This is a genomic window from Bacillus sp. UMB0893, from assembly GCF_002858905.1.
In the GTDB taxonomy this organism is placed as follows: Bacteria; Bacillota; Bacilli; order Bacillales; family Bacillaceae; genus Bacillus_P.
Window position 1 is genome coordinate 412,384 of the sequence record NZ_PKLB01000003.1, and the last position, 20,332, is coordinate 432,715.

General features: G+C 39.3%; 20 protein-coding genes. 2 read left to right on the plus strand and 18 right to left on the minus strand.

Annotation, left to right across the window (positions count from 1 at the left end):
• Window positions 1–18 precede the first annotated feature (18 nt).
• Both argH and CYJ36_RS09935 read right to left on the minus strand, forming a co-directional pair.
• Window positions 19–1,416, minus strand: a complete 1,398-nt coding sequence (gene argH, locus CYJ36_RS09930; RefSeq protein ID WP_101567101.1) for an argininosuccinate lyase — start codon at window positions 1,414–1,416, stop codon at window positions 19–21.
• On the minus strand, window positions 1,413–2,624 hold the full coding sequence (locus tag CYJ36_RS09935) for an argininosuccinate synthase (protein WP_101567102.1): 1,212 nt from the start codon (window positions 2,622–2,624) through the stop codon (window positions 1,413–1,415). The genes argH and CYJ36_RS09935 overlap by 4 nt, the downstream gene beginning before the upstream one ends.
• A 187-nt stretch (window positions 2,625–2,811) precedes the next feature.
• Between CYJ36_RS09935 and CYJ36_RS09940 the strand changes: the two genes are divergently transcribed.
• Window positions 2,812–3,123 (plus strand): hypothetical protein, encoded by a 312-nt coding sequence (locus CYJ36_RS09940; protein ID WP_101567103.1) that lies wholly within the window; start codon window positions 2,812–2,814, stop codon window positions 3,121–3,123.
• Between the two features lie 198 nt (window positions 3,124–3,321).
• Here the strand turns inward: CYJ36_RS09940 and CYJ36_RS09945 are convergent, their stop codons facing one another.
• From CYJ36_RS09945 to sppA, 10 genes are all read right to left on the minus strand, one after another.
• The gene (locus CYJ36_RS09945) at window positions 3,322–3,840 is read right to left on the minus strand and encodes a MogA/MoaB family molybdenum cofactor biosynthesis protein (protein WP_101567104.1); all 519 of its coding nucleotides are present in this window, start codon (window positions 3,838–3,840) and stop codon (window positions 3,322–3,324) included.
• Window positions 3,841–3,845: 5 nt separating this feature from the next.
• Window positions 3,846–4,682, minus strand: a complete 837-nt coding sequence (locus CYJ36_RS09950; RefSeq protein ID WP_101567105.1) for an EcsC family protein — start codon at window positions 4,680–4,682, stop codon at window positions 3,846–3,848.
• A gap of 110 nt (window positions 4,683–4,792) precedes the next feature.
• Window positions 4,793–6,214, minus strand: coding sequence for a Na+/H+ antiporter NhaC family protein (locus CYJ36_RS09955; protein WP_101567106.1), 1,422 nt, complete (start codon window positions 6,212–6,214; stop codon window positions 4,793–4,795).
• Window positions 6,215–6,409: 195 nt separating this feature from the next.
• The gene (locus CYJ36_RS09960; RefSeq protein ID WP_101567107.1) at window positions 6,410–7,597 is read right to left on the minus strand and encodes an acetate kinase; all 1,188 of its coding nucleotides are present in this window, start codon (window positions 7,595–7,597) and stop codon (window positions 6,410–6,412) included.
• A 245-nt stretch (window positions 7,598–7,842) separates the two neighbouring features.
• Window positions 7,843–8,835: a class I SAM-dependent methyltransferase gene (locus CYJ36_RS09965; RefSeq protein WP_101567108.1), complete on the minus strand. Its 993-nt coding sequence runs from the start codon at window positions 8,833–8,835 to the stop codon at window positions 7,843–7,845.
• 154 nt (window positions 8,836–8,989) lie between these two features.
• On the minus strand, window positions 8,990–9,490 hold the full coding sequence (tpx, locus tag CYJ36_RS09970; protein WP_101567109.1) for a thiol peroxidase: 501 nt from the start codon (window positions 9,488–9,490) through the stop codon (window positions 8,990–8,992).
• Window positions 9,491–9,878: 388 nt separating this feature from the next.
• The gene (gene ytfJ / locus CYJ36_RS09975; protein WP_101567110.1) at window positions 9,879–10,352 is read right to left on the minus strand and encodes a GerW family sporulation protein; all 474 of its coding nucleotides are present in this window, start codon (window positions 10,350–10,352) and stop codon (window positions 9,879–9,881) included.
• 15 nt (window positions 10,353–10,367) lie between these two features.
• Window positions 10,368–11,066 carry a DUF2953 domain-containing protein gene (locus CYJ36_RS09980; protein ID WP_101567111.1) on the minus strand — a complete coding sequence of 233 codons (699 nt, stop codon included), beginning with the start codon at window positions 11,064–11,066 and terminating at the stop codon, window positions 10,368–10,370.
• A gap of 60 nt (window positions 11,067–11,126) precedes the next feature.
• Window positions 11,127–11,642 (minus strand): RDD family protein, encoded by a 516-nt coding sequence (locus tag CYJ36_RS09985; protein ID WP_101567112.1) that lies wholly within the window; start codon window positions 11,640–11,642, stop codon window positions 11,127–11,129.
• Between the two features lie 15 nt (window positions 11,643–11,657).
• A complete protein-coding gene (sppA, locus tag CYJ36_RS09990; protein ID WP_101567113.1) occupies window positions 11,658–12,662 on the minus strand; it encodes a signal peptide peptidase SppA in 1,005 nt (334 codons plus the stop codon).
• A 150-nt stretch (window positions 12,663–12,812) separates the two neighbouring features.
• Here sppA and CYJ36_RS09995 point away from each other — a divergent pair, with 150 nt between their 5' ends.
• The gene (locus CYJ36_RS09995) at window positions 12,813–13,616 is read left to right on the plus strand and encodes an NAD kinase (RefSeq protein WP_101567114.1); all 804 of its coding nucleotides are present in this window, start codon (window positions 12,813–12,815) and stop codon (window positions 13,614–13,616) included.
• 216 nt (window positions 13,617–13,832) lie between these two features.
• Here CYJ36_RS09995 and CYJ36_RS10000 read toward each other — a convergent pair whose 3' ends face one another.
• From CYJ36_RS10000 to CYJ36_RS10020, 6 genes are all read right to left on the minus strand, one after another.
• On the minus strand, window positions 13,833–15,419 hold the full coding sequence (locus tag CYJ36_RS10000; RefSeq protein WP_101567115.1) for an amidohydrolase: 1,587 nt from the start codon (window positions 15,417–15,419) through the stop codon (window positions 13,833–13,835).
• A 241-nt stretch (window positions 15,420–15,660) separates the two neighbouring features.
• Window positions 15,661–17,238, minus strand: a complete 1,578-nt coding sequence (gene mbcS / locus CYJ36_RS10005) for an acyl-CoA synthetase MbcS (protein ID WP_101567116.1) — start codon at window positions 17,236–17,238, stop codon at window positions 15,661–15,663.
• Between the two features lie 158 nt (window positions 17,239–17,396).
• Window positions 17,397–17,549, minus strand: a complete 153-nt coding sequence (locus tag CYJ36_RS23610; RefSeq protein ID WP_180850213.1) for a hypothetical protein — start codon at window positions 17,547–17,549, stop codon at window positions 17,397–17,399.
• Window positions 17,550–17,654: 105 nt separating this feature from the next.
• Window positions 17,655–17,864, minus strand: a complete 210-nt coding sequence (locus tag CYJ36_RS10010) for an alpha/beta-type small acid-soluble spore protein (protein WP_101567117.1) — start codon at window positions 17,862–17,864, stop codon at window positions 17,655–17,657.
• An 89-nt stretch (window positions 17,865–17,953) separates the two neighbouring features.
• Window positions 17,954–19,153, minus strand: a complete 1,200-nt coding sequence (thiI, locus tag CYJ36_RS10015) for a tRNA uracil 4-sulfurtransferase ThiI (RefSeq protein WP_101567118.1) — start codon at window positions 19,151–19,153, stop codon at window positions 17,954–17,956.
• Window positions 19,154–19,157: 4 nt separating this feature from the next.
• On the minus strand, window positions 19,158–20,297 hold the full coding sequence (locus CYJ36_RS10020) for a cysteine desulfurase family protein (protein ID WP_101567119.1): 1,140 nt from the start codon (window positions 20,295–20,297) through the stop codon (window positions 19,158–19,160).
• Window positions 20,298–20,332: the final 35 nt, after the last annotated feature.

Here is a 20,332-nt window from a genome sequence, read left to right on the forward strand (position 1 = left end):
TTGTGAAAAAGAGGATGTTTACGATGGTAAAACCTGTATATTTTTGATCAGCGTTTTTTCTGCCTTTTCAATTGCTTCTTTTACTTTCGTAAAACCAGTACCGCCGTCGCTGATTCTTTTTGCAACAGCTGTATACGGATCGATTGCCTCAAACAAATCTGAAGTGAATAAAGAAGAAGCTGCCTGATATTCTGCTAATGAAAGATCTTTCAAGTAAATATCTTTTTGAATGCAAGTAAACACTAGTTTTCCAACAACTTCATGTGCTTCTCTGAATGGCATGCCTTTTTTGGCAAGATAATCAGCCAGTTCAGTTGCATTTGAAAAATCCTCTGTTGTCGCTTTCTTCATGTTGTCTTCTTTTACTTTCAATGTTTCAATCATCCCGATGAATATTTGCAGGCTGCCTTCTACCGTGCGGACCGTATCGAACATGCCTTCCTTGTCCTCCTGCATATCTTTGTTATAGGCGAGAGGCAAGCCTTTTAATGTAGTCAGCAATGAAAACAAGTTTCCGTAAACACGTCCAGTTTTTCCGCGAATTAATTCTGCCATATCAGGGTTTTTCTTCTGCGGCATCATCGAGCTCCCCGTAGCGTAAGTATCATCAAGCTCTACAAACTGAAATTCCTGACTGCACCACAAAATCAATTCTTCGCAAAACCGTGAAAGGTGCATCATCAGAAGGGAGCTGTTGCTTAAAAATTCAACGATAAAATCACGATCGCTTACTCCATCAAGGCTATTTTCATATATTCCGTCAAATTCAAGCAGTTCTGCGGTTAAGTGACGATCAATTGGAAACGTTGTACCTGCGAGTGCCCCGCAGCCAAGCGGGGAAATGTTCACACGCTTCAACGATTCCTCAAACCGCTGTTTATCGCGTTCAAGCATCCAGAAATAAGCTAACAGGTGATGAGCAAATGAAATCGGCTGTGCCCGCTGAAGATGGGTATATCCCGGCAAGATCGTTTCAACATTATCTTTTGCTTTATTTATAAGCGTCAGCTGAAAAGCCGAAATCAGCTGGCTGATTTCATTAACGTGATTTCTTAAATATAGATGCATATCCGCAGCCACCTGGTCATTTCTGCTTCTGGCTGTATGCAGCTTCCCTCCGACTGGGCCGATTTCATCAATAAGCAGCTTTTCCAGATTTAAATGAATATCTTCATAATCTACAGAAAAGACGAGATCATCGTTTTCTGCTTTTTCTTTTAAAGTTTGCAGGCCTTCCTTAATTTGCTGGGCTTCAATCGGTTCAATTATTCCGCACTGCCCGAGCATGCTCACATGTGCCAGGCTTCCTTGAATATCTTCCAGTACAAGCTCTTTATCAAATGAAATGGATGCTCCAAATTCATCTACCCATTTTTCAGGCGTTTTTTGAAAGCGGCCACCCCACAGTTTTTTCATATGTTCACCTTCTTCTTGCCTTGTACCATGCTGCTGACTTTTGTAGGCAGACCATAAAGTGAAATGAATCCAACTGCTGCCTGATGGTCAAAAGAGTCTTCATTCGTATATGTTGCAAGCTTTTCATCATATAGAGAGTATACTGACTTTCTTCCTTCAACTATCGCATGACCTTTAAAAAGTTTTACACGAACGGTACCTGTCACATGTGTTTGTGTCTCCTTCAGGAATCCTAGAAGAGCTTGCTTCAGCGGTGAAAACCATAAGCCATTATAGATGAGCTCTGTAAGCTTCATTTCAATCACAGGTTTAAAGTGTGCGACTTCTTTTACAAGTGTCAGATCTTCTAATTCCTTATGTGCTTTAAGCAGCGTAATTGCTGCCGGGCATTCATACACCTCACGTGATTTAATTCCGACGAGGCGATTCTCGACATGATCGATTCTGCCCACTCCATGCTTTCCAGCGAGTGTGTTTAAGTGAAGAATTAGCTCTGCAAGCGGATAAGAAACGCCATTTAATGAAACTGGAACACCCTGTTCAAATTCAATTTCAACCATTTCAGGCACATCAGGTGTTTTTTCAATAGAATTTGTCAAATCATATGCTTCTTCAGGAGGAGCTGCCCATGGATCCTCAAGCACTCCGCATTCATTGCTTCTTCCCCATAAGTTTTGATCGATTGAAAATGGGCTTCCAAGATTGATCGGAATCGGGATATTGTTTTCCTGTGCATATTGAATTTCTTCCTCCCGTGACCAGCTCCATTCACGGACAGGCGCCAGTACTTCAAGATCAGGATTTAATGCTTTAATAGATACTTCAAAACGGACCTGATCATTCCCTTTCCCCGTACACCCATGTGCAACTGCAATTGCATCTTCCTGTTCGGCAACCTCCACAAGTTTTTTAGCAATTAAAGGGCGGGACAATGCCGATACTAATGGATATTTCCCTTCATATAATGCATGTGATTGCAGAGCTACCAGAGCATATTCTTCTGCAAATTCCTTTTTTGCGTCAATCACGTATGATTTAGCTGCGCCAACCTGTAATGCTTTATTTTGAACAAATGCGAGGTCTTTTCCTTCACCGACGTCCAGGCAGCATGCAATCACTTCATATCCTTGATCCTGAAGCCATTTAATTGCTACTGAAGTATCTAATCCTCCAGAATAAGCCAACACTACTTTTTTATTTAAACTCATCTTATTATTTCCCCTCTCAGATGTATAAATATTAATTTAAATACATAACTATTCATTTGATAAATACCACTTTAACAACTTCTTCTTTGTTTTTCAATAGTTTTCGCAAAAGTTTTTATTAAAAATTCGTGAGTTTTATACACGTGACATGTAGAATAAAGGAAATCATATGTACGGGGGAATTCGAATGAAACATTTTCGTTTTAGTGAGCGGCTGGGAATCAGCCTTCCTGACATCCAGGGTAAGTGGGAAAAGATCCATACAGATGAACAGGAATTGATTTTAATACAATGGGAGAAAATCCGCGGTTCCATTCCCGATCAAATCGCTAAAATTGAAGAACTGATTAATGCAAAACAAGAAGAATTGAATAACGAAGAAAATTTTTCAAGATCTTGTCAGCTTAATGCCGAAATTTCTGAACATGCATCCATAATCAATGATCTATGGCTTTGGTTTAGGCTTCATCAGGATGTATCAGAGCGAGTTCATCACTAAAAAAGGGTATGTTAGCCAAGATTGTATTGGGACACATATGTGTTAGCAGCGCTTTGTGCTCTTGCTGCTGCATTCAAAAGATTTATACATTTCATAACGATTGAACGCTCTTAATACGGCCGCAAATCAACAATGTTTTAGAATAGACCAAAAAAACATCACCGGAACCGGAGATGTTTTTTAAACTCGTATAAATATTCAACCCATTAAGTCTTTTCTGACTTCCCTAACTGTATGTCCAAGTTCAGGAATGATTAATTTTTCCATTGCCAATCTTACTGCACCTGATGATCCTGGCATTGAAAAGATGACAGTATCATCCCCTACCCCTGCAACTGCCCTGCTGAGGATAGCTGAAGAACCGATATCTTCTTGATAGCTGAGCATTCTGAACAGCTCTCCAAAGCCTGGGATTTCCTTTTCAAGCAAGCTCTGTACAGCTTCAATTGTTACATCTCTTTTGGCGATCCCTGTGCCGCCATTTATGAGAATGACGTCAACTTGATCTGACATACATCCGCTTTTAACAGCGTTTTTGATTAATGCCTCTTCATCTGGAATGATTTCATATTGAGCGATTTCATGACCAGCTTCTTTTATTAGCTTTGAAATGAGCTGGCCGCTTTTATCCGTATCTGCGGTCCTCGTATCGCTAACTGTAATAATTTTACACGATACTCTGGCAGGAGATTGTAATTTATGTTCAATTGAACTCATGGCAGTCATCCTTTTTTTTCAAGCAATAGTCTGTAACGATAGTATTGATGAGCAAATTCTGTAATTTGCCTTGTCATCTGATAATTGATTCCCGCCCCTATCGCGATGCCTATTAAAGGAATACCGCCAATCATCTTCTTCCGCAGCATATAAATGGCCGAAACCTTAACAAGCTGCTTCATAAGATGATCAATGCTTGACTGATTCGCAAGCTTGTCTTCTCCTTCATATAAAAACGGGTTATCCTCATGATTATTTAATTCTTCCGTAAGAGAAATCCATTGTTTATAGCGCAAATGTTTCGGGAGCAGTGCAGCGTTATACACCTTTAAAGAAGTCATCATTTCAAAAGGAGCATTCACTTCAAAACCATAGCTCAATGCAGTCATTTGAACAGCCCGCAAGTTTATCAGCATTTGAGCAGGCAGATCAACTCCCATTAATAATAGTCCGCCTGTTCCTGCCAGTCCGCCCTGAACAAATGAATACAGGCGATGCTTGGACAGCTGTAAATCTGATATGTAATGTAATTGATCGACACTGAGTCTCTTCAAATCATAAATCTGCTGAATATCTTCATCAAACGTCTTGGCCGTCATGAGTAACTGCTGTCTAGCATCATGGTGTAAATGTGAATTTTGAATAAATGAGTGTAAATGAAAGAGAATGCCATCCAGCTTATCAAAGAATTTTCTTTGTACCGGCTCTGGAATCTCATTGAACTTCCGATTCAGCCATTTGTCATATGTGCGCCCAAAATCTGAACGAAGATCTTCACGCAAGTGCTTTTCCCACTCTTGTATTTCTGCGAGCAATTGATTCTCCCGTTTTGACAGCGTCATATTCTTCCCTCCCGTTTTCAAACCTCACCATTATTTATTTATTATATCATAATGGATGATCTGCTTTCAGTATGGTAAACAGATGATGGACTGAAAACTGCCCGATTTCTTCAACCTGAAAAGAATCCAAAAGAAACATATAAAACAATAGCTGCGGCTCCTCCCATAGCCGTGAATTTCAATTTATACCTTGCATATTCCACAAGAGGCATTTCCAGGATCGAAGCAGTAGTAATGGTTGTATCGCCGAGCGGCGAGGTCATCGCTCCAAATGATCCGGCTGCAAAAACGGCTCCCACGGTAAGTGGAATTGAAGCCCCTGAAGAGATAGCTAATGTCATGCCAAGCGGCATAAACAATCCCCACGTCCCCCAGGAAGATCCGATAAAATAACCGACTGCAGAACCGATGACAAAAATGATGGCTGGAACAAGATAAGAAGGTAAAAAAGTACCAAGCGTTGAACTGATAAAATCTGAAAAGCCAAGATCCTCTGCTGCTAAAGATAGCGACCATACTAGAATGAGGAGAATAATCGCCTGCATGAGCTGGTTTCCCCCATCGTAAAAATGGTACAAAATTTCTTTTAGAGGGACATGACGAATGACATAAAAAATAAAAGTGATTACGAGTGTGATAAAAACGGACAGCAGCATGACAAATGTTGCGTCTGCCTTAGAAAAAGCCTGAAAGACTGACTTGCCGCCATTTGCAATGCCATCCTGCCACAAAAGAAATAAGGATAAACCAAGGAGCAGAAAGAGCGGTACAATTAAATTCCAAGGCTGTGCTTTTACCAGAGCTAATTCTTGTTTGATGCCAATGCCGTGATAAGGATGCTGTTCCATCTTTTCATTGTTTTTCTGATGAACTGGCCTCTTCTTTTTAGGAGAAAGCCAAAAGGTATTCACTAGACCAACAAGGAGCATCGCAATAGCAAAGAAGTTAAACGGAATACTGAGCAAAAAAACTTGATAAGGTGAAAAATCGATCTGATGCCTTTGAATACCGGCTTCCACTAGAGAGATCATGAATCCAGTAAAGGCAGTGCCTGCCGGTAAAAGAACAATCGTGGATGCTGTTGAAACATCCATGGTAAAACCGACTTTTTGTTTTGATAGATTGCTTTTCTCCATAAGAGATTTCACAACTGGACCAATCATCATGATGCGAAACATTGGCATCATAAACGTAAACGGCAACGTTAGCCAAATGAGTCCGAGCAGTCCACGCTTGGACTTCACCTTTGTCCCAACCCATTCTGAAAACCCTTTTATTCCCCCAGCTATTTTCATCATCCCCACTAGTCCGCCAAACAAATAAAGGAAACCGATGATTTTAATATTTGTCTCATCTGATAATGTTTTGACAAGATAATTTATTACTTGCTGCAGACCTTCTAATATATTGCCCTTTGCAATAATTGAACCCGTAAGCAGGCCAAGAACAAGTCCAGGTAAGATTTCTTTGAGCCAAATGGAGATCGCTATGACAATTATAAATGGAACAAGTGAGAGCCAGGCTGACTCCAAAAAAATTCCCCCTTCCTTTTAGCAGTCATTCAGGACTTTTCTTAGTGTTTCCAAAACAGGATTTTTTTTGCGGATGAATGAAGCGGGTTTTTACTAGTTCCCGTTTTTCCTTGTATTTCGTGCTCTTTTAAAAGGAGCTAATTTAGAGCTCAAAAAAAAGACAGCCACCAAATGATGACTGTCTCTTCTAATTATTTATTTTGCAATTCGTTCAACATCACGGGCAATCATAACTTCTTCGTTAGTCGGAATGATGATTACTTTTACAGGAGAATGAGGATAGCTTACGAACGCCTCTTCACCGCGAACCTGATTAAGAGCAGGATCCCAGTATACACCCATAAATTCTAAACCGCGTAGTACACGCTCGCGGATATCGATGCTGTTTTCGCCGATTCCGGCTGTAAAGATAATCGCATCAACGCCTGACATACGGGCTGCATATGATCCAATATATTTATGGATTCTGCTTGCGAATACTTCTAATGAAGTTCTTGCACGCTCATTTCCCTCTTCTGCAGCTTTTGTAATGTCGCGAAGGTCTGATGATAAACCTGATATACCAAGCAGACCGCTTTTTTTGTTTAAAATGTCCAGTACTTCAATCGCAGAATGACCAGTTTTCTCCATGATAAATGGAATTAAAGCTGGATCAATATTTCCTGAACGTGTTCCCATTGCTACACCAGCAAGCGGGGTAAAGCCCATAGAGGTATCAATGGATTTTCCGCCTTCGATGGCTGCAATACTTGCACCGTTTCCTAAGTGACAAGAAATAAGACGCAGCTGTTCAATCGGACGGCCTAGTAATTCGGCTGCTCTTTCTGAAACATATTTATGAGATGTTCCATGGAAGCCGTATTTGCGGATTCCATAATTTTCGTAATACTCATATGGAAGGCTGTACAAGAAAGATTGGTCTGGCATTGTTTGGTGAAAGGCTGTATCAAAAACCGCTACCGCTGGAACGTTCGGCAGAACCTCTTTGAATGCTTTGATTCCAACGACGTTTGCCGGATTATGAAGAGGTGCTAATTCTGATAGCTCTTCAATTTCTATAAGTGTTTCATCTGTAATAAGAACAGAATCGTTGAATTTTTCTCCGCCGTGAACTACACGGTGTCCAATACCTTCAATTTCATCTAATGATTGAATGATATTAAGCTCCGTCAATTTTGAAAGAAGAATTTTAACAGCAACAGCATGATCTGGGATATCCGTTATTTCTGTTTGTTTTTCTCCATTCACTGAAATCGTAAATACTGCTTGATCCATACCGATGCGCTCAACTAACCCAGCCGTTAAAACTTCTTCAGCCGGCATTTCGAATAATTGAAACTTCAAAGAAGAGCTCCCTGCATTAATTGCAATTACTTTTGCCATGATGTTTACCGCTCCTTTATATATAAAGCACTTTGCATATTTTAGAATTAAGGCAAAATGTTCACTTCTTTATTCTTTACAAATGAACCTCAATATTATCTGACTTTCTCATTTAAACATTGGATGTCAGACATTTCAAGTACATTTCCCGCTTGCAATCGTTTACAGGTTATATTCAATTTATTCTGATTTTTAAAGTATACATTTTGTCCTTGAACAAAGAAAAAGAACCACATTTGTGATTCTTATTTTTTATTCTCGAGAAACCAGCTATCTAATTGTTTCATGATTGATTGCATTCCACTTTTATCTGAGAATTTCGGGAGATTAGCAAGCATCGCTTGTTTAGGAGCGCTGATTCCCTCGCCCTTTTTTTGAAGGATAAAAATACTTTTGGCATGCTGTTTATCTTTGAAAAGAGATGATGGCAGCTGAAGCAAACCTTGTACAATCACATTTTCTTTTAAATATTCCTTCAGTTTTGGAGCTTCTTTCGATTCAAAAAGATGATTTGGCACAATAAAAAATAAATAACCGCCTGCTTTTGTATACTTAATGCTTTGTTCAATAAAAAGATGATGGGAATAAGAATGGCCGCTGGCCGCTTTTAATTCATATTTATCTGCTCCGACATCGTTCGGGTAATATCCGATTGGCAGATCACAAATCACATAATCAACAGGATCAATGTAAAGCGGTTCTAAGGAATCCTGATTGAAAAACTGAACAGCATGCTCTCCGAGATTCGCATTCAGGTATGCAAGCTTTATCAGTAAATCATCCACTTCAATTCCGAAGCTTTCCGCTTGATTTTGTTTAAGGTGATTCAGAACCGTTGTTAATAAATTTCCTGTGCCAACTGCTGGATCAAGAATCGTTAAATCCGTTTGATTTGCAGCAAATTTATTAACAAGATATCCTGTAAATAATCCAACCGTGTCAGGTGTCATTTGATGGTTGGCATGCGCGCCTTCTTTCAGCCCTTTTAATATGACAAGCTGAAATGCTTTGCGGATTTCTTCTTTTTCGTATGAACTTATCTTTGCCTGCTCATATTTTTTTTCAAGACTTCGTTTTGTGATTTCGCTCATGTCCTCTTGAAGGACGTCACCGTGAAACAAATTTTCTCCTGTTTCAGCTACTGCCTCAATATATGTACAATTTAATTCTTTAGAGATTAATTCAGCTGATTCATTCATTAAACTAAACAGCTTCTCTACTTTCGAAACGGCTTGCATGGTCGTTTCCTCCTTCAATGTTCGTATCACTATTCTACTGATTGATGTCCTACTTTTCAAGCAGAACAAAAGCGCAGAAACCTGCTCTTTGTTAATTTCACATTGCATAAAAAAGAACCTCAGTGCCTCACACTGAGGTTCTTTATAGCCGTGATTAGTTTGCAGCTTTAGCAGCTTCAATCGCAGCATCGTAGTTAGGATGATCTGTTGCTTCGCTTACATATTCCACATATGTCACCTTGTCATTGCTGTCTACAACAAATACAGCACGCGCCAGCAATCTTAATTCCTGGATGTGAACACCATATGCTTCTCCAAAAGATAGATCGCGGTGATCAGACACGGTTTGAACATTTTCAATGCCATTTGCTGCACACCAGCGTTTTTGTGCAAAAGGAAGATCTACACTGACTGTTAATACCTTTAAGTTGTCCAATTTAGATGCTTCTTCATTGAAACGGCGTGTTTGTGCGTCACATACACCAGTATCAATTGAAGGCACAACAGATAAAATACGGACTTGTCCTTTTGAATCAGCAAGAGATACTTCTGACAAATCATTTGCAAGCACCGTGAAATTTGGAGCGGTGTCTCCAACTTTTACCTCGTTGCCAATAAGCGTTACAGGATTTTGTTTAAATGTAATAGATGCCATGAAAGATTCCTCCCTAATAAGTATGTACAGTGTAAATATAGCTTGATTAGAGATGGTTTGCAATGTTTACGCCTGATAATTTACGAAATATTTAAATTAATTAGGTTCTTTTCTAAAGGCTGTTTTCGCATTGATTGCTGGTTTTGGTTATTAATTGTACCCGTGGATTTCCGCTGCAGGCACTTGCTTTCCGCTACAATCCACTAAAAGGTTTTAACCATTTAAAAGCAACAAACTTTACGAAAAGAGCCTTTCTAATAGAGAGCAGGAAACCTTTCTAACAAACGTGTTTGAGTCTTAATAAGAAAATTAACAATCTTTCATTCATTAAAATGAAATTCTCTGCCAAAAATAAGACGCCTGTTGCTGAAGCAACTGGCGCCCATGTTCAAATATCAAAATCTTCTTTATTCTGCTGCTGATTTTTTGATTGGTTTTGATCATTGTTATTTTTTTTGAAAATTCCTTGAATTTTTTCAACTGCCTGAGGTGCGGTATCCAGTATTTTTTCATACAAATGGGTGCTTTCATCTAAGTGAAGCATTTTTACGCCATTTGATCCGACAATTAAGAACGCGATTGGTGTAATAGAGACACCGCCGCCGCTTCCGCCGCCAAATGGGAGTTTATTGCTGCCCGAGGATCCGCCGTTTCCAGCTCCGTTATAATTTTTATCTTCAATACCTTGGCCGTTAAACTCACTTCCTCCTGCTGCAAATCCGAAGCCTACCTTTGAAACAGTTAAAATGACACTGCCATCAGGTGTTTCAACTGGATCTCCAATGATCGTATTGACATCAATCATTTGTTTCAGGTTTTCCATTGCTGTTTTCATAAGTCCTTGAATCGGATGATCACTCATGATAAAAAGCCTCCTCTAAGCTGATTTATTTTTCTTTTCCTTTGAAAGGAAAGAAAATGGCTGATTAATAAAGGTTGGACGTCCGCCTCTCCAATATTTGAGCAAGCGTATTCCTGCCACAATAGCATGCCCGATTCGAAAGTGAAGCATACATGACAGATTCGTTTTTGAACTCTTTTGATAAAAATTCGGTTCAATTGATAAGTTCGGACGGCTCTTCAATTTCATATAACTGCTGATGATGCCAACTACAGAACCTTTTAATGTCCAGCCTGGACCTATGATCATGCCTGTGGTTGCAGCATCACCTGTTCCTAATTGGGAATGCCATTTAAACTTTGAAATTTGAACATGACTTAAAAATTTGCGTACGATTTTATTTAAATGGACGATATGCTCAGTAAGTTCTTTAAAATCTTTAATGCTTGCTAACATATCATTCGGAGAAATTTTTTCATCTATTTCTTTCGGCTCACTTGTACCACCCATTTTTTTTTCTTCTTTTATAAGAATATTAGGTCCATTTGGATCTACTTTTACAAGAGGAATTTTGATAGTGTACTTCAGTATTCCGAAAATCGCTTTAAATTTTACTTTTATCTCATCATCATCACCAACATGTTTTAAATCGAAGATCACCGTTATCTTCATATAAATAAGCAAAAAAATGAACAGAAAAAGTGCACTTGCAGTGATCCATATCCATAACACCATTATTCACAACCTTTCAATCTTTCATTATCACCTTTCGTAAAAAAAATAAACCTGCGGCCATTATTCGGCAGCAGGTTCATTTTTTTTCATATATTCGGTTGTGACTGTTGTTTCCGCAAAAAGATCATGTACTCCTTGCTTTTTAGGAGTAAACGCTGTGACAAGGTATCCGATCCATGTGAATTTAGATATAAATCGCCCAATCAGCTCTCTGAATAGGACTGTGCTCCAAGTCAATTTTTCCTGATGCAAAGAAACGACTCTCAATCCAAAAACCATTTTCCCTAACGTTTGCCCTAAATATTTCGTCATGAAAACGAAGTATAGATAAAATGATAAGGCGGTACATATTTGGATTGGAGAGAAAATAAACCGGTCAGATGTCGGAATATCAAGCCAAGTAAATAAAGGATGAAAAAAAATGCGATTTACGCTTCCAATTACAATTAAATCAATTAAATATGCCCAAAACCGGAGCCAGAAGCCTGCGTAATGAACGTTCATCACTGGATGGCTTTCTTCGAATTTCTGAAGAGGCTGCTCGTGGTTATGTTCTTCTTCAAACGTAGCATCCATTTGCAAAACCTCCTCTTATTCTGAGTACAAATACATCATTCTAGGTGAATTAGATTGAGAGAAAAAGCGGTATAAACCCATCATTTCGAATTCATCATTAAAGACTTTATTTGCTCCTAATGAAAGCAATGAATCAAAACCTGCTGCCGCTTCATACTCGATCACTTGTGCACCTTCGATTTTCAAGTCCTTTTTCATTCCTGTTAACGCATCATCCAGAAACCCAAGCTCATCAATTAAGTTTAATTGTTTAGCCTGACGCCCATCATAGATTCGTCCATCTGCAGCTTTTCGAACTTCTTCTTCAGACAATCCGCGCCCATTGCCAATTACATCTACAAATCCCTGGTACGCATTATCCACCATTGCTTGAAGAATCTCTCTATCTTCTGTTGTCATTTCACGGGCAGGGGACATGATGTCTTTAAATTCTCCGCTTTTTACTGTTTCAAATTTCACACCATATTTTTCAGCCAGCCCGCTGTAGTTAATGCCCTGCATGATGACACCTAAAGATCCTGTTAAAGTATCAGGAGCAGCATATATTTTATCAGCTGGCGCGGAAATGTAATAGCCGCCGGAAGCAGCAGTGGTACCCATTGAGACATAAATTTTCTTTTTGTATTTTTCTTTTGCATCTATTATATGTTTATGTATTTCTGCACTTTCAACGACTCCGCCTCCAGGAGAATTCACGCGAAGCATTATGCCGCGTACATTTTTATCTTTCGCAGCCGCATCAATCATTTTAAGGAATTGCTGATGCTGATATCCTGCTGTCTCGAAAAATGAAGTGACATTTTCTCCTGTATCCTGAATTACACCATTTACTTCAAGGACAACAATCTTTTTAGATTCATTCCCATTTTCCAAAACCGTTTCTGTAAACTCTTCATTTGAAGCAAGAGCATTTGTAAAAGCATTGCTGTTTGCTAAAGCCATATTTGTCAGACTAATGACAATTGAAATCCCAAATAGGACAGCAGCAATGACAAGTGCCCCCCATCGTTTCCCATTCATGTTGATTCCTCCTTGATTTTCACAAAAACGTATTCATCATCGTTCAATACTTTCAATCTTTGAGCTAGAAATGGTAAACTAAACACCATAGAGTATTGTAACACCATTTGCTAAGATTGTGTAACTTTTCCAACATTAAGGAGGATAAGCATGACTGATAATCGCCGCAACGTTTATTTTTATTACAAAAAAGAGGACGAACTCGTACATAAAGTGGAAGGGCTTACTTCTCTTGCCGATCAGCATGGATTTAAAGTAGTTGACGATTCAAAACAAGCAAATATAATTGTAAGCATCGGCGGCGACGGCACATTTCTCCAAGCCGTAAGGAAAACAAACTTCCGGGATGACTGTCTATATGTAGGAATCTCAATTAAAGGAACCGTCAGCCTCTACTGTGATTTTAAAATTGAAGAAACAGATAAAATCATTGAAGCGATGAAAGAAGCGCAAATTGAAGTAAGACGCTATCCAATTCTCGATGTCACGATTGACGGTCACACAACTTTCCAGTGTCTGAATGAGTGCTCTATTCGTTCTGGCATCATTAAAACGTTTGTTATTGATGTCTTTATCGACAATCTTCACTTCGAAACATTCAGAGGCGATGGCATGATTATTTCTACGCCAACAGGAAGTACCGCATACAATAAATCGGTTCAAGGAGCTGTAGTTGATCCCCTTCTTCCTTGTCTGCAAGTAAGCGAACTTGCATCATTGAATAACAATAAGTACAGAACACTGGGATCTCCATTTATCTTAGGTCAGAACCGTAAGCTAACTCTGAAGATAGTCCAAGATGGCAATGATCATCCCGTAATCGGAATGGACAACGATGCACTAAGCATTCGTCATGTTGAAAACATTGAACTATCACTAAGCACTTCGATCATTAAAACAGTCAAATTAAAAGACAACTCTTTCTGGGAAAAAGTGAAAAGAACGTTTTTGTAAGTTGCCGGATTACACAGAGGTTTGGCCGATAACTCTGTTTTTTCAGCAAAAAAAAACGTTTAACTGATTAATCTTGAATTTTAGCTGATAAATCCATGTTTTCAACTGATAAAGTCTTCATTTAGACTGATAAAACCGGATTTCAACTGATAAAACCTCAGTTTAGACTGATAACAGTTTTGTCAGATCTTTCTCTGTATACAAAACACGCAGACATTAGCCTGCGTGTTTTTTTCTTTCATATACTATGGTATTATCTACAACCGTCATGACGACTTCTGTTTCCAGAAGAACATCTTCTTTGAAGATATCACGGTTTAGCACTGTAAAATCAGCTAAAAATCCCTTTGCAATGCAGCCTTGATCTGCTTCATGGTGGACGGCATACGCGCTTCCTTTTGTGTAAAGTTCTACTGCTTCAAATACAGTAAGCTTCTCTTCAGGCATATATACTTTATGATCGTATATGCTTTCCCTCTTCACTGCTGAATAAATTCCAAGCAAAGGATCAATCGGTTCAATTGGAGCATCAGAACCGCCTGCACATTTAAGTCCCTCAGTTATCAGCGTTTTCCATGCATAGCAATTTTTCATTCTTTCTTCGCCTATTCGGTCGATCACCCATGGAAAATCGCTTGAAACAAACCTTGGCTGAATATCTAATATGATCGGAAGCTTTTTTGCCCGTTCAATTAAATCACTTCTTAAAATTTGAGCGTGTATAAGACGATCATGCTGATTTTCTTTCACCGGCGGATATGCTTCGATGGCATCAAGCGCCTTTTCAAACGCCAGGTCACCGATTGTATGAATCGCCGCTTCCATTTTGTAGCTTCTCGCTGTTTGAATCAGCTGATGCAGTCCCTCTTCTGAATGGATGCTGACACCGCTTGTCTCGTTATCATCTTGATATGGAGCACTTAAAAGTGCTGTTCTTCCTCCCAGCGCACCATCTGCAAATAGCTTCATTGCCCCGAATTCAATATATGGACCAAGATCTCGGTCTTCTTGCTGAAATTCATCTGCAACTAAATGATGGACGAGAAGATGGGCTCTGAATTTCTTATTTTCATCGTTAATGACTGTATCAAATGCCCGCAATGTATTTTCAAGGCTGCCATAATAAGCTAAATCCTCAGTATGTCCACCGACTAGACCCATTCTATGACAATCTTCAATCGATTTTGAAAGAGCATCCCTTAAATAAGCTTCGGAGACTTGCGGCTGAGCTTGAAAAATCAGCTCTTGTGCTTGATCCAGCAAATATCCAGTCGGGTCCCCATTTGTGTCTTTTACAATGACGCCGCCTTCAGGATCAGGTGTAGCAGCAGAAATGCCAGCAAGCTCCATCGCTTTTGTATTAACGATAACTGCATGATGGCAAATTCGTTTTAGCATGACAGGGTGTAAGTCTGTCACTTCATCCAGTTCTGTGCGGTGTATGATTTTCTTATCAGTAAATTGATTTTCGTTCCAGCCTTCGCCGATTATCCATGTACCCGGCTCAAGTTCATGAGATCTCGTACGGAGACTCTCCAAAATCTGATCAGATGAATCCACCTCTGAAAAATCCAGCCTAATCAGTTTTTCACCATGGCCAATTACATGCATATGGCTATCAGTAAATCCAGGAATCATGATGTTTCCTTTAAGATTCACTTCTTCCGTACAAGGATATGCGGAACGAAGATGTTCCACATATCCAGTGTCAATGATTTTCCCATTTTCGGCATAGACAGCTTCAACTGTATCACTTTCTTCTATTAAAGTATAAATTTTTCCGCCAAACCAAAGCGTGCCCAAGGTGACATTCCTCCAGCTTTCTTTTTCATCGGCTTTGTTCGAATAGATTGCTGTTTCCGCAGTTAGATGTATTCATGTCTATTAGTAGGATTTCGTGCTCTTTACTAATGAAAACACATGAAACTCCTTATTTTATCGATTGAGTACTAGCAACAATCTTTTAGAAATGAGCCTTTTCAATCTATGTTATCATTCGCTGCTATTAAAAACCAGACAGAGTCATCTGCCCGGTTTCATCACCTTATGCTTCTGCATGTTCACGCTGCCGTAATTCAATTCTTCTGATCTTACCCGAAGTTGTTTTAGGCAGCTCCTCCACAAATTCAATTTTGCGGGGATATTTATATGGAGCTGTCAGCGCTTTTACATGATCCTGCAAAACAGCAATTAGTTCTGGTGATTCTGCGTCTACCTCATCCTGAAGAACAATAAAAGCTTTCACGATGCTTCCGCGAAGCTCATCAGGACTTGCCACAACAGCGCATTCTTTTACATACGGATGCTTGACCAGCGCATCTTCAACCTCAAATGGTCCAATTGTATAGCCTGAGCTGATGATAATATCATCACGTCTTCCTTCAAACCAGAAATAGCCGTCTTCATCTTTTCTGGCTCTATCTCCGGTAATATAGTATCTGCCTCTAAATTGCATGGCCGTTCGCTCAGGATCTTTATAATATTCCTTGAATAATGCAGGGGTATCTACATGAACAGCTATGTCTCCGACTTCTCCTGTCTTGCAAATTCCGCCTTCATCATTGATAATTTCAACTTTATTTCCAGGCGTCGGTTTACCCATTGAGCCTGGTTTTACCTCCATGCCTTTCATAACTCCTACTAAAAGCGTATTCTCTGTTTGTCCGTACCCGTCTCTAACCTCGATGTTAAAGTAATGTCTGAATGTGTCAATGACTTCACGGTTCAATGGCTCACCAGCTGAAACAGCGCTGTGCAGGGCAGGAAGCGAGTAATCCTTTAAATTATCTACTTTAGCCATTAATCGATATTCAGTTGGCGTACAGCATAAGACGTTCACTTGATAATCCTGCAAAAGCTGCAAGTATTTCTTTGGTTCAAAACGGCCATTGTAGACAATGCCTGTTGCACCTGACCCCAGTACGGATAAGAACGGACTCCAAATCCATTTTTGCCAGCCCGGCCCAGCTGTTGCCCAGACAACATCTTTCTCTTCAATGCTGAGCCAATTTGCAGCAGCTGTTTTTAAATGGGCATAAGCCCACCCATGTGTATGAACGACGCCTTTTGGATTGCCGGTTGTGCCTGATGTATATGATAAAAAGGCATGACTGTCTCTTCTAGTCTCAGCGAGAGCAAGCTCTCCAGATTGTTTGTCCGCTTCTTCTTCAAGCGAATGCCAATCCTCTGTCTTTCCTCCAATTGAAAATTTATGAAGAGAATGAAATTCATTTATTTCTTTACATTCACCTGTAAAATCAGCATAAGAGATGATCCCTTTTACATCTCCATGAGTGACTCGGTATTGAAGATCTTTTGTGCGCAGCATTTCGGAGCTTGGAATCACAACAAACCCGGCTTTTAAAGCTCCTAAGTATACGGCATACGCTTCAGGAAACCTCGGAATGATGACAAGAATTTTATCACCTTGCGTGAGACCTTTACTTAATAAAGCGCTTCCAATTCGATTTGCTTTATCAAGCAGCTGCCCATATGTAAGTTCTTCTCTATCTCCATGTTCATTCTCCCACTTCAATGCAATTCTATCTGCATCCTTTGCATGTTTTTCAACTTCTTGTACAAGATTATAGTTTTCTGGCGCAATTAGCTCATCTCTTAACATTGTGACCCCTCCTTGTTATCTTCTTTTAGATTATACATAATATTTAAACATTTTTGAATATTATTGCAAAATATCTTATCAGAAGTGTTAAATGAGGAACTTGATTCCTATTTCCCAGCCAATAAAAGAGCGCGGATTCTATGTCCGCGCTCATAAACTTAACTTTGCTCATTCGATTCTACTGCATTTTTAGGTTCGCTTCTGCGTTTTCTTCCTTGTTTTTTGGACTTTTGCAGCTTTTGGTTCTGCTCTTGTCCGCCCTCAAATTCTCGCCCAAACTCTGAATCATTCCGATTATGATTTTTAGTCATAAAAAACGGCCTCCTCTATTTAAAATGCCGGGAAAGCATATAAAAGCGTAAAGAAAAGAGTGGGGTTTGTTCCCCACCCTTCGTAGCCATATCTATTTAGTTCAATTATTTTGAAAAACCACTCATGTTTGATTGAGCGTAAGATACTAAACGTTTAGTAATCTCTCCGCCTACAGAACCGTTAGCACGAGAAGTTGTTTCTGCGCCTAAGTTCACTCCGAACTCAGAAGCGATTTCATATTTCATTTGGTCGATTGCTTGTTGTGCACCTGGCACTAGCAATTCGTTTCTGCTGCCGCTGTTGTTGTTTGCCATGTGTTTTCACCTCCTTGTGAGGTTAGATTGTGTAAAAACACATGGCTTCATTCAAACTAATTTTGGTAATTGTTCACAATTATATATTTTTAAAATAGACGCTCGTAATCCTGGTTATCACTAGTTGAAATTTTAATTATTTCTGTCTGTTCAACGGCTTTATCAAGAAGCAGATCAAAATCCAAAAAGCTTTCAAATCTTTCTGCCTTTTCAAGCTTCGGTTTTGTTGCAGGCGAGGCAGGTGTAAAAATAGTACAGCAATCTTCATAAGGAAGAATGGAAATATCATGCGTTCCTATTTCTTTAGAGATTGAAATAATATCTGTTTTATCAAATGTAATTAACGGACGGATGATTGGAGTGCTTGTGACATCATTTATTGCAAACATGCTTTCTAATGTTTGGCTTGCCACTTGGCCTAGGCTTTCTCCAGTAATAATGGCAAGTCCTCCCTGCCTTTCTCGAATCCTGTCGGATATTTTAAGCATCATTCGCCGAGTCGATGTCATAATATAGCTTTCAGGAACTTGTTTTTGAATGGTTTCCTGTATTTCAGTAAATGGAACAATATGAAGGTTGACCTGACCGCCTAATGCAGTAAGTTTGCGAGCGAGATCAATGACCTTCTGCTTTGCTCGTTCACTCGTATAGGGGGGGCTAAAGAAATGTATCGCATCAACCTCGATTCCGCGTTTCATAGCATAATACCCGGCAACGGGACTGTCAATTCCTCCTGAAAGCATCAACACGGCTTTTCCGCTTACTCCGGCTGGCAGGCCGCCTGCCCCTTGATAATCCTTACATGTCAAGTAAGTTCCTTCAGAACGAACTTCCACTCTTAAATCAATGTCAGGGTCATGCACATCAACTGTTAAACCATCCGTGTTTTGCAAAATGTGGCTGCCGATTGCATAGTTAATTTCATTTGTCAGAAGCGGAAACGTTTTGTCGGCTCTTCTTGCAGATACTTTAAAAGTATTACCCGGCTTATATTTTTCAGTCATCAGCTGAAGTGAACTATTTTTTATTTCCTCTAATTCACTTTTGCATTTTAACGCCAGACTGAATGAGTGAATCCCAAAAACGTTCGAAAGTTTTTCTAGAATTTTTTCATGATTTTCCCCATTTAGCTTTATGTAGAGCCGATCACGGTTGCTGCTGAAACCAAGCACGGGAAATGCAGTCAAAACTAGTTTTAGATTATGTTTTAATTGATCAATAAAACGTTTGCGATTTTTTCCTTTTGTTGAAATCTCTCCATATCGAATTAATATGTGATCATAATTCATATAACTACCTCGTTACTTTCATTAATTTTCCCAATGATTTCTTTAAAACATCTATAAAGACCTTTAGTTCATGTTCCGTATTTTCATACGAAAGACTGATCCGAAGTGAACTTGATGCAATCGCATCTCCTTTGCCCATTGCAAGAAGAACGTTGCTGATGCGCTTCCTTTTAGAAGAACATGCTGATGTAGTGGACACGAAAACACCGCTTTGCTCCAGCATGTGAACGAGCACTTCTGCTTGAAATCCTGGAGCAGAAAAATTGAGGATATGCGGCGCTGATGATTGTTCAGGTGTATTTACGACAATTTCATTCATCTTGGTTAGTTCATGGATTGTCTTATTTTTCATCTTTCGCAAATCATCTTTGCAGATATCATATTTTTCAATTGACATTCTTAATGCTTTTGCCATGGAAACAGCAAGAGCAATACTTTCTGTACCTGAACGGGCTTGCATTTCCTGCAGTCCTCCTGTTAAAAGAGGCTTTACTCGAGTGCCTTTTCGAACAAACAAAGCGCCGCACCCATTAAGTGCATGAAATTTATGCCCAGAGATGCTGCATAAATCAATATTTTCAAGTGAAAGAGGAACTTTTGTTACTCCTTGAACATCATCCACGTGAAAGTAAATCCCCGGAAACATTCTCAGCAAATTTCCTATTTCTTCAATTGGCTGAATCGATCCTGTTTCATTATTGACATGCATAATGGAAACTAAAATCGTATCTTTTCTTATATGTTTTTCAACGTCTTTGATTGAAACAATTCCCTCTTCATTTACAGGTAAATAGGTGATCTCAAAATCAAACAGCTCTTGCAGCTGCCTGCAGCTTTCAATGACAGAAGGATGTTCAATTTGTGTTGTAATAATATGTTTCCCTTTGTTTTTTAAAGCAAGTGCTGTTCCTTTAATTGCTAAATTATTCCCTTCAGTACCTCCAGATGTAAAAATAATTTCTTCTGCTTCTGCACCTAGAAGTTCCGCAATCTGCTTTCTTGCCTGTGTTAATAGATTTTCTGCTTCTGCACCAAGTCCGTGCAGAGAAGAAGGATTTGCAAAATAACGGGTTGCAACATGTGTAAAAGAATGCAATACTTCTTCGTATGTTCTTGTGGTTGCACTATTATCTAAATATATCAAGGTATTCTGTCCTCCAATAAAAAAGTAGGGAGTTT

Coding starts and splice junctions, on each gene's coding strand:
- argH (WP_101567101.1), bottom strand. CDS start 1,416: ATGAAAAAACTGTGGGGTGGCCGCTTTCAAAAAACGCCTGAAAAATGG.
- CYJ36_RS09935 (WP_101567102.1), bottom strand. CDS start 2,624: ATGAGTTTAAATAAAAAAGTAGTGTTGGCTTATTCTGGAGGATTAGAT.
- CYJ36_RS09940 (WP_101567103.1), top strand. CDS start 2,812: ATGAAACATTTTCGTTTTAGTGAGCGGCTGGGAATCAGCCTTCCTGAC.
- CYJ36_RS09945 (WP_101567104.1), bottom strand. CDS start 3,840: ATGAGTTCAATTGAACATAAATTACAATCTCCTGCCAGAGTATCGTGT.
- CYJ36_RS09950 (WP_101567105.1), bottom strand. CDS start 4,682: ATGACGCTGTCAAAACGGGAGAATCAATTGCTCGCAGAAATACAAGAG.
- CYJ36_RS09960 (WP_101567107.1), bottom strand. CDS start 7,597: ATGGCAAAAGTAATTGCAATTAATGCAGGGAGCTCTTCTTTGAAGTTT.
- CYJ36_RS09965 (WP_101567108.1), bottom strand. CDS start 8,835: ATGCAAGCCGTTTCGAAAGTAGAGAAGCTGTTTAGTTTAATGAATGAA.
- tpx (WP_101567109.1), bottom strand. CDS start 9,490: ATGGCATCTATTACATTTAAACAAAATCCTGTAACGCTTATTGGCAAC.
- ytfJ (WP_101567110.1), bottom strand. CDS start 10,352: ATGAGTGATCATCCGATTCAAGGACTTATGAAAACAGCAATGGAAAAC.
- CYJ36_RS09980 (WP_101567111.1), bottom strand. CDS start 11,066: ATGGTGTTATGGATATGGATCACTGCAAGTGCACTTTTTCTGTTCATT.
- CYJ36_RS09985 (WP_101567112.1), bottom strand. CDS start 11,642: ATGGATGCTACGTTTGAAGAAGAACATAACCACGAGCAGCCTCTTCAG.
- sppA (WP_101567113.1), bottom strand. CDS start 12,662: ATGAATGGGAAACGATGGGGGGCACTTGTCATTGCTGCTGTCCTATTT.
- CYJ36_RS09995 (WP_101567114.1), top strand. CDS start 12,813: ATGACTGATAATCGCCGCAACGTTTATTTTTATTACAAAAAAGAGGAC.
- mbcS (WP_101567116.1), bottom strand. CDS start 17,238: ATGTTAAGAGATGAGCTAATTGCGCCAGAAAACTATAATCTTGTACAA.
- CYJ36_RS23610 (WP_180850213.1), bottom strand. CDS start 17,549: ATGACTAAAAATCATAATCGGAATGATTCAGAGTTTGGGCGAGAATTT.
- CYJ36_RS10010 (WP_101567117.1), bottom strand. CDS start 17,864: ATGGCAAACAACAACAGCGGCAGCAGAAACGAATTGCTAGTGCCAGGT.
- thiI (WP_101567118.1), bottom strand. CDS start 19,153: ATGAATTATGATCACATATTAATTCGATATGGAGAGATTTCAACAAAA.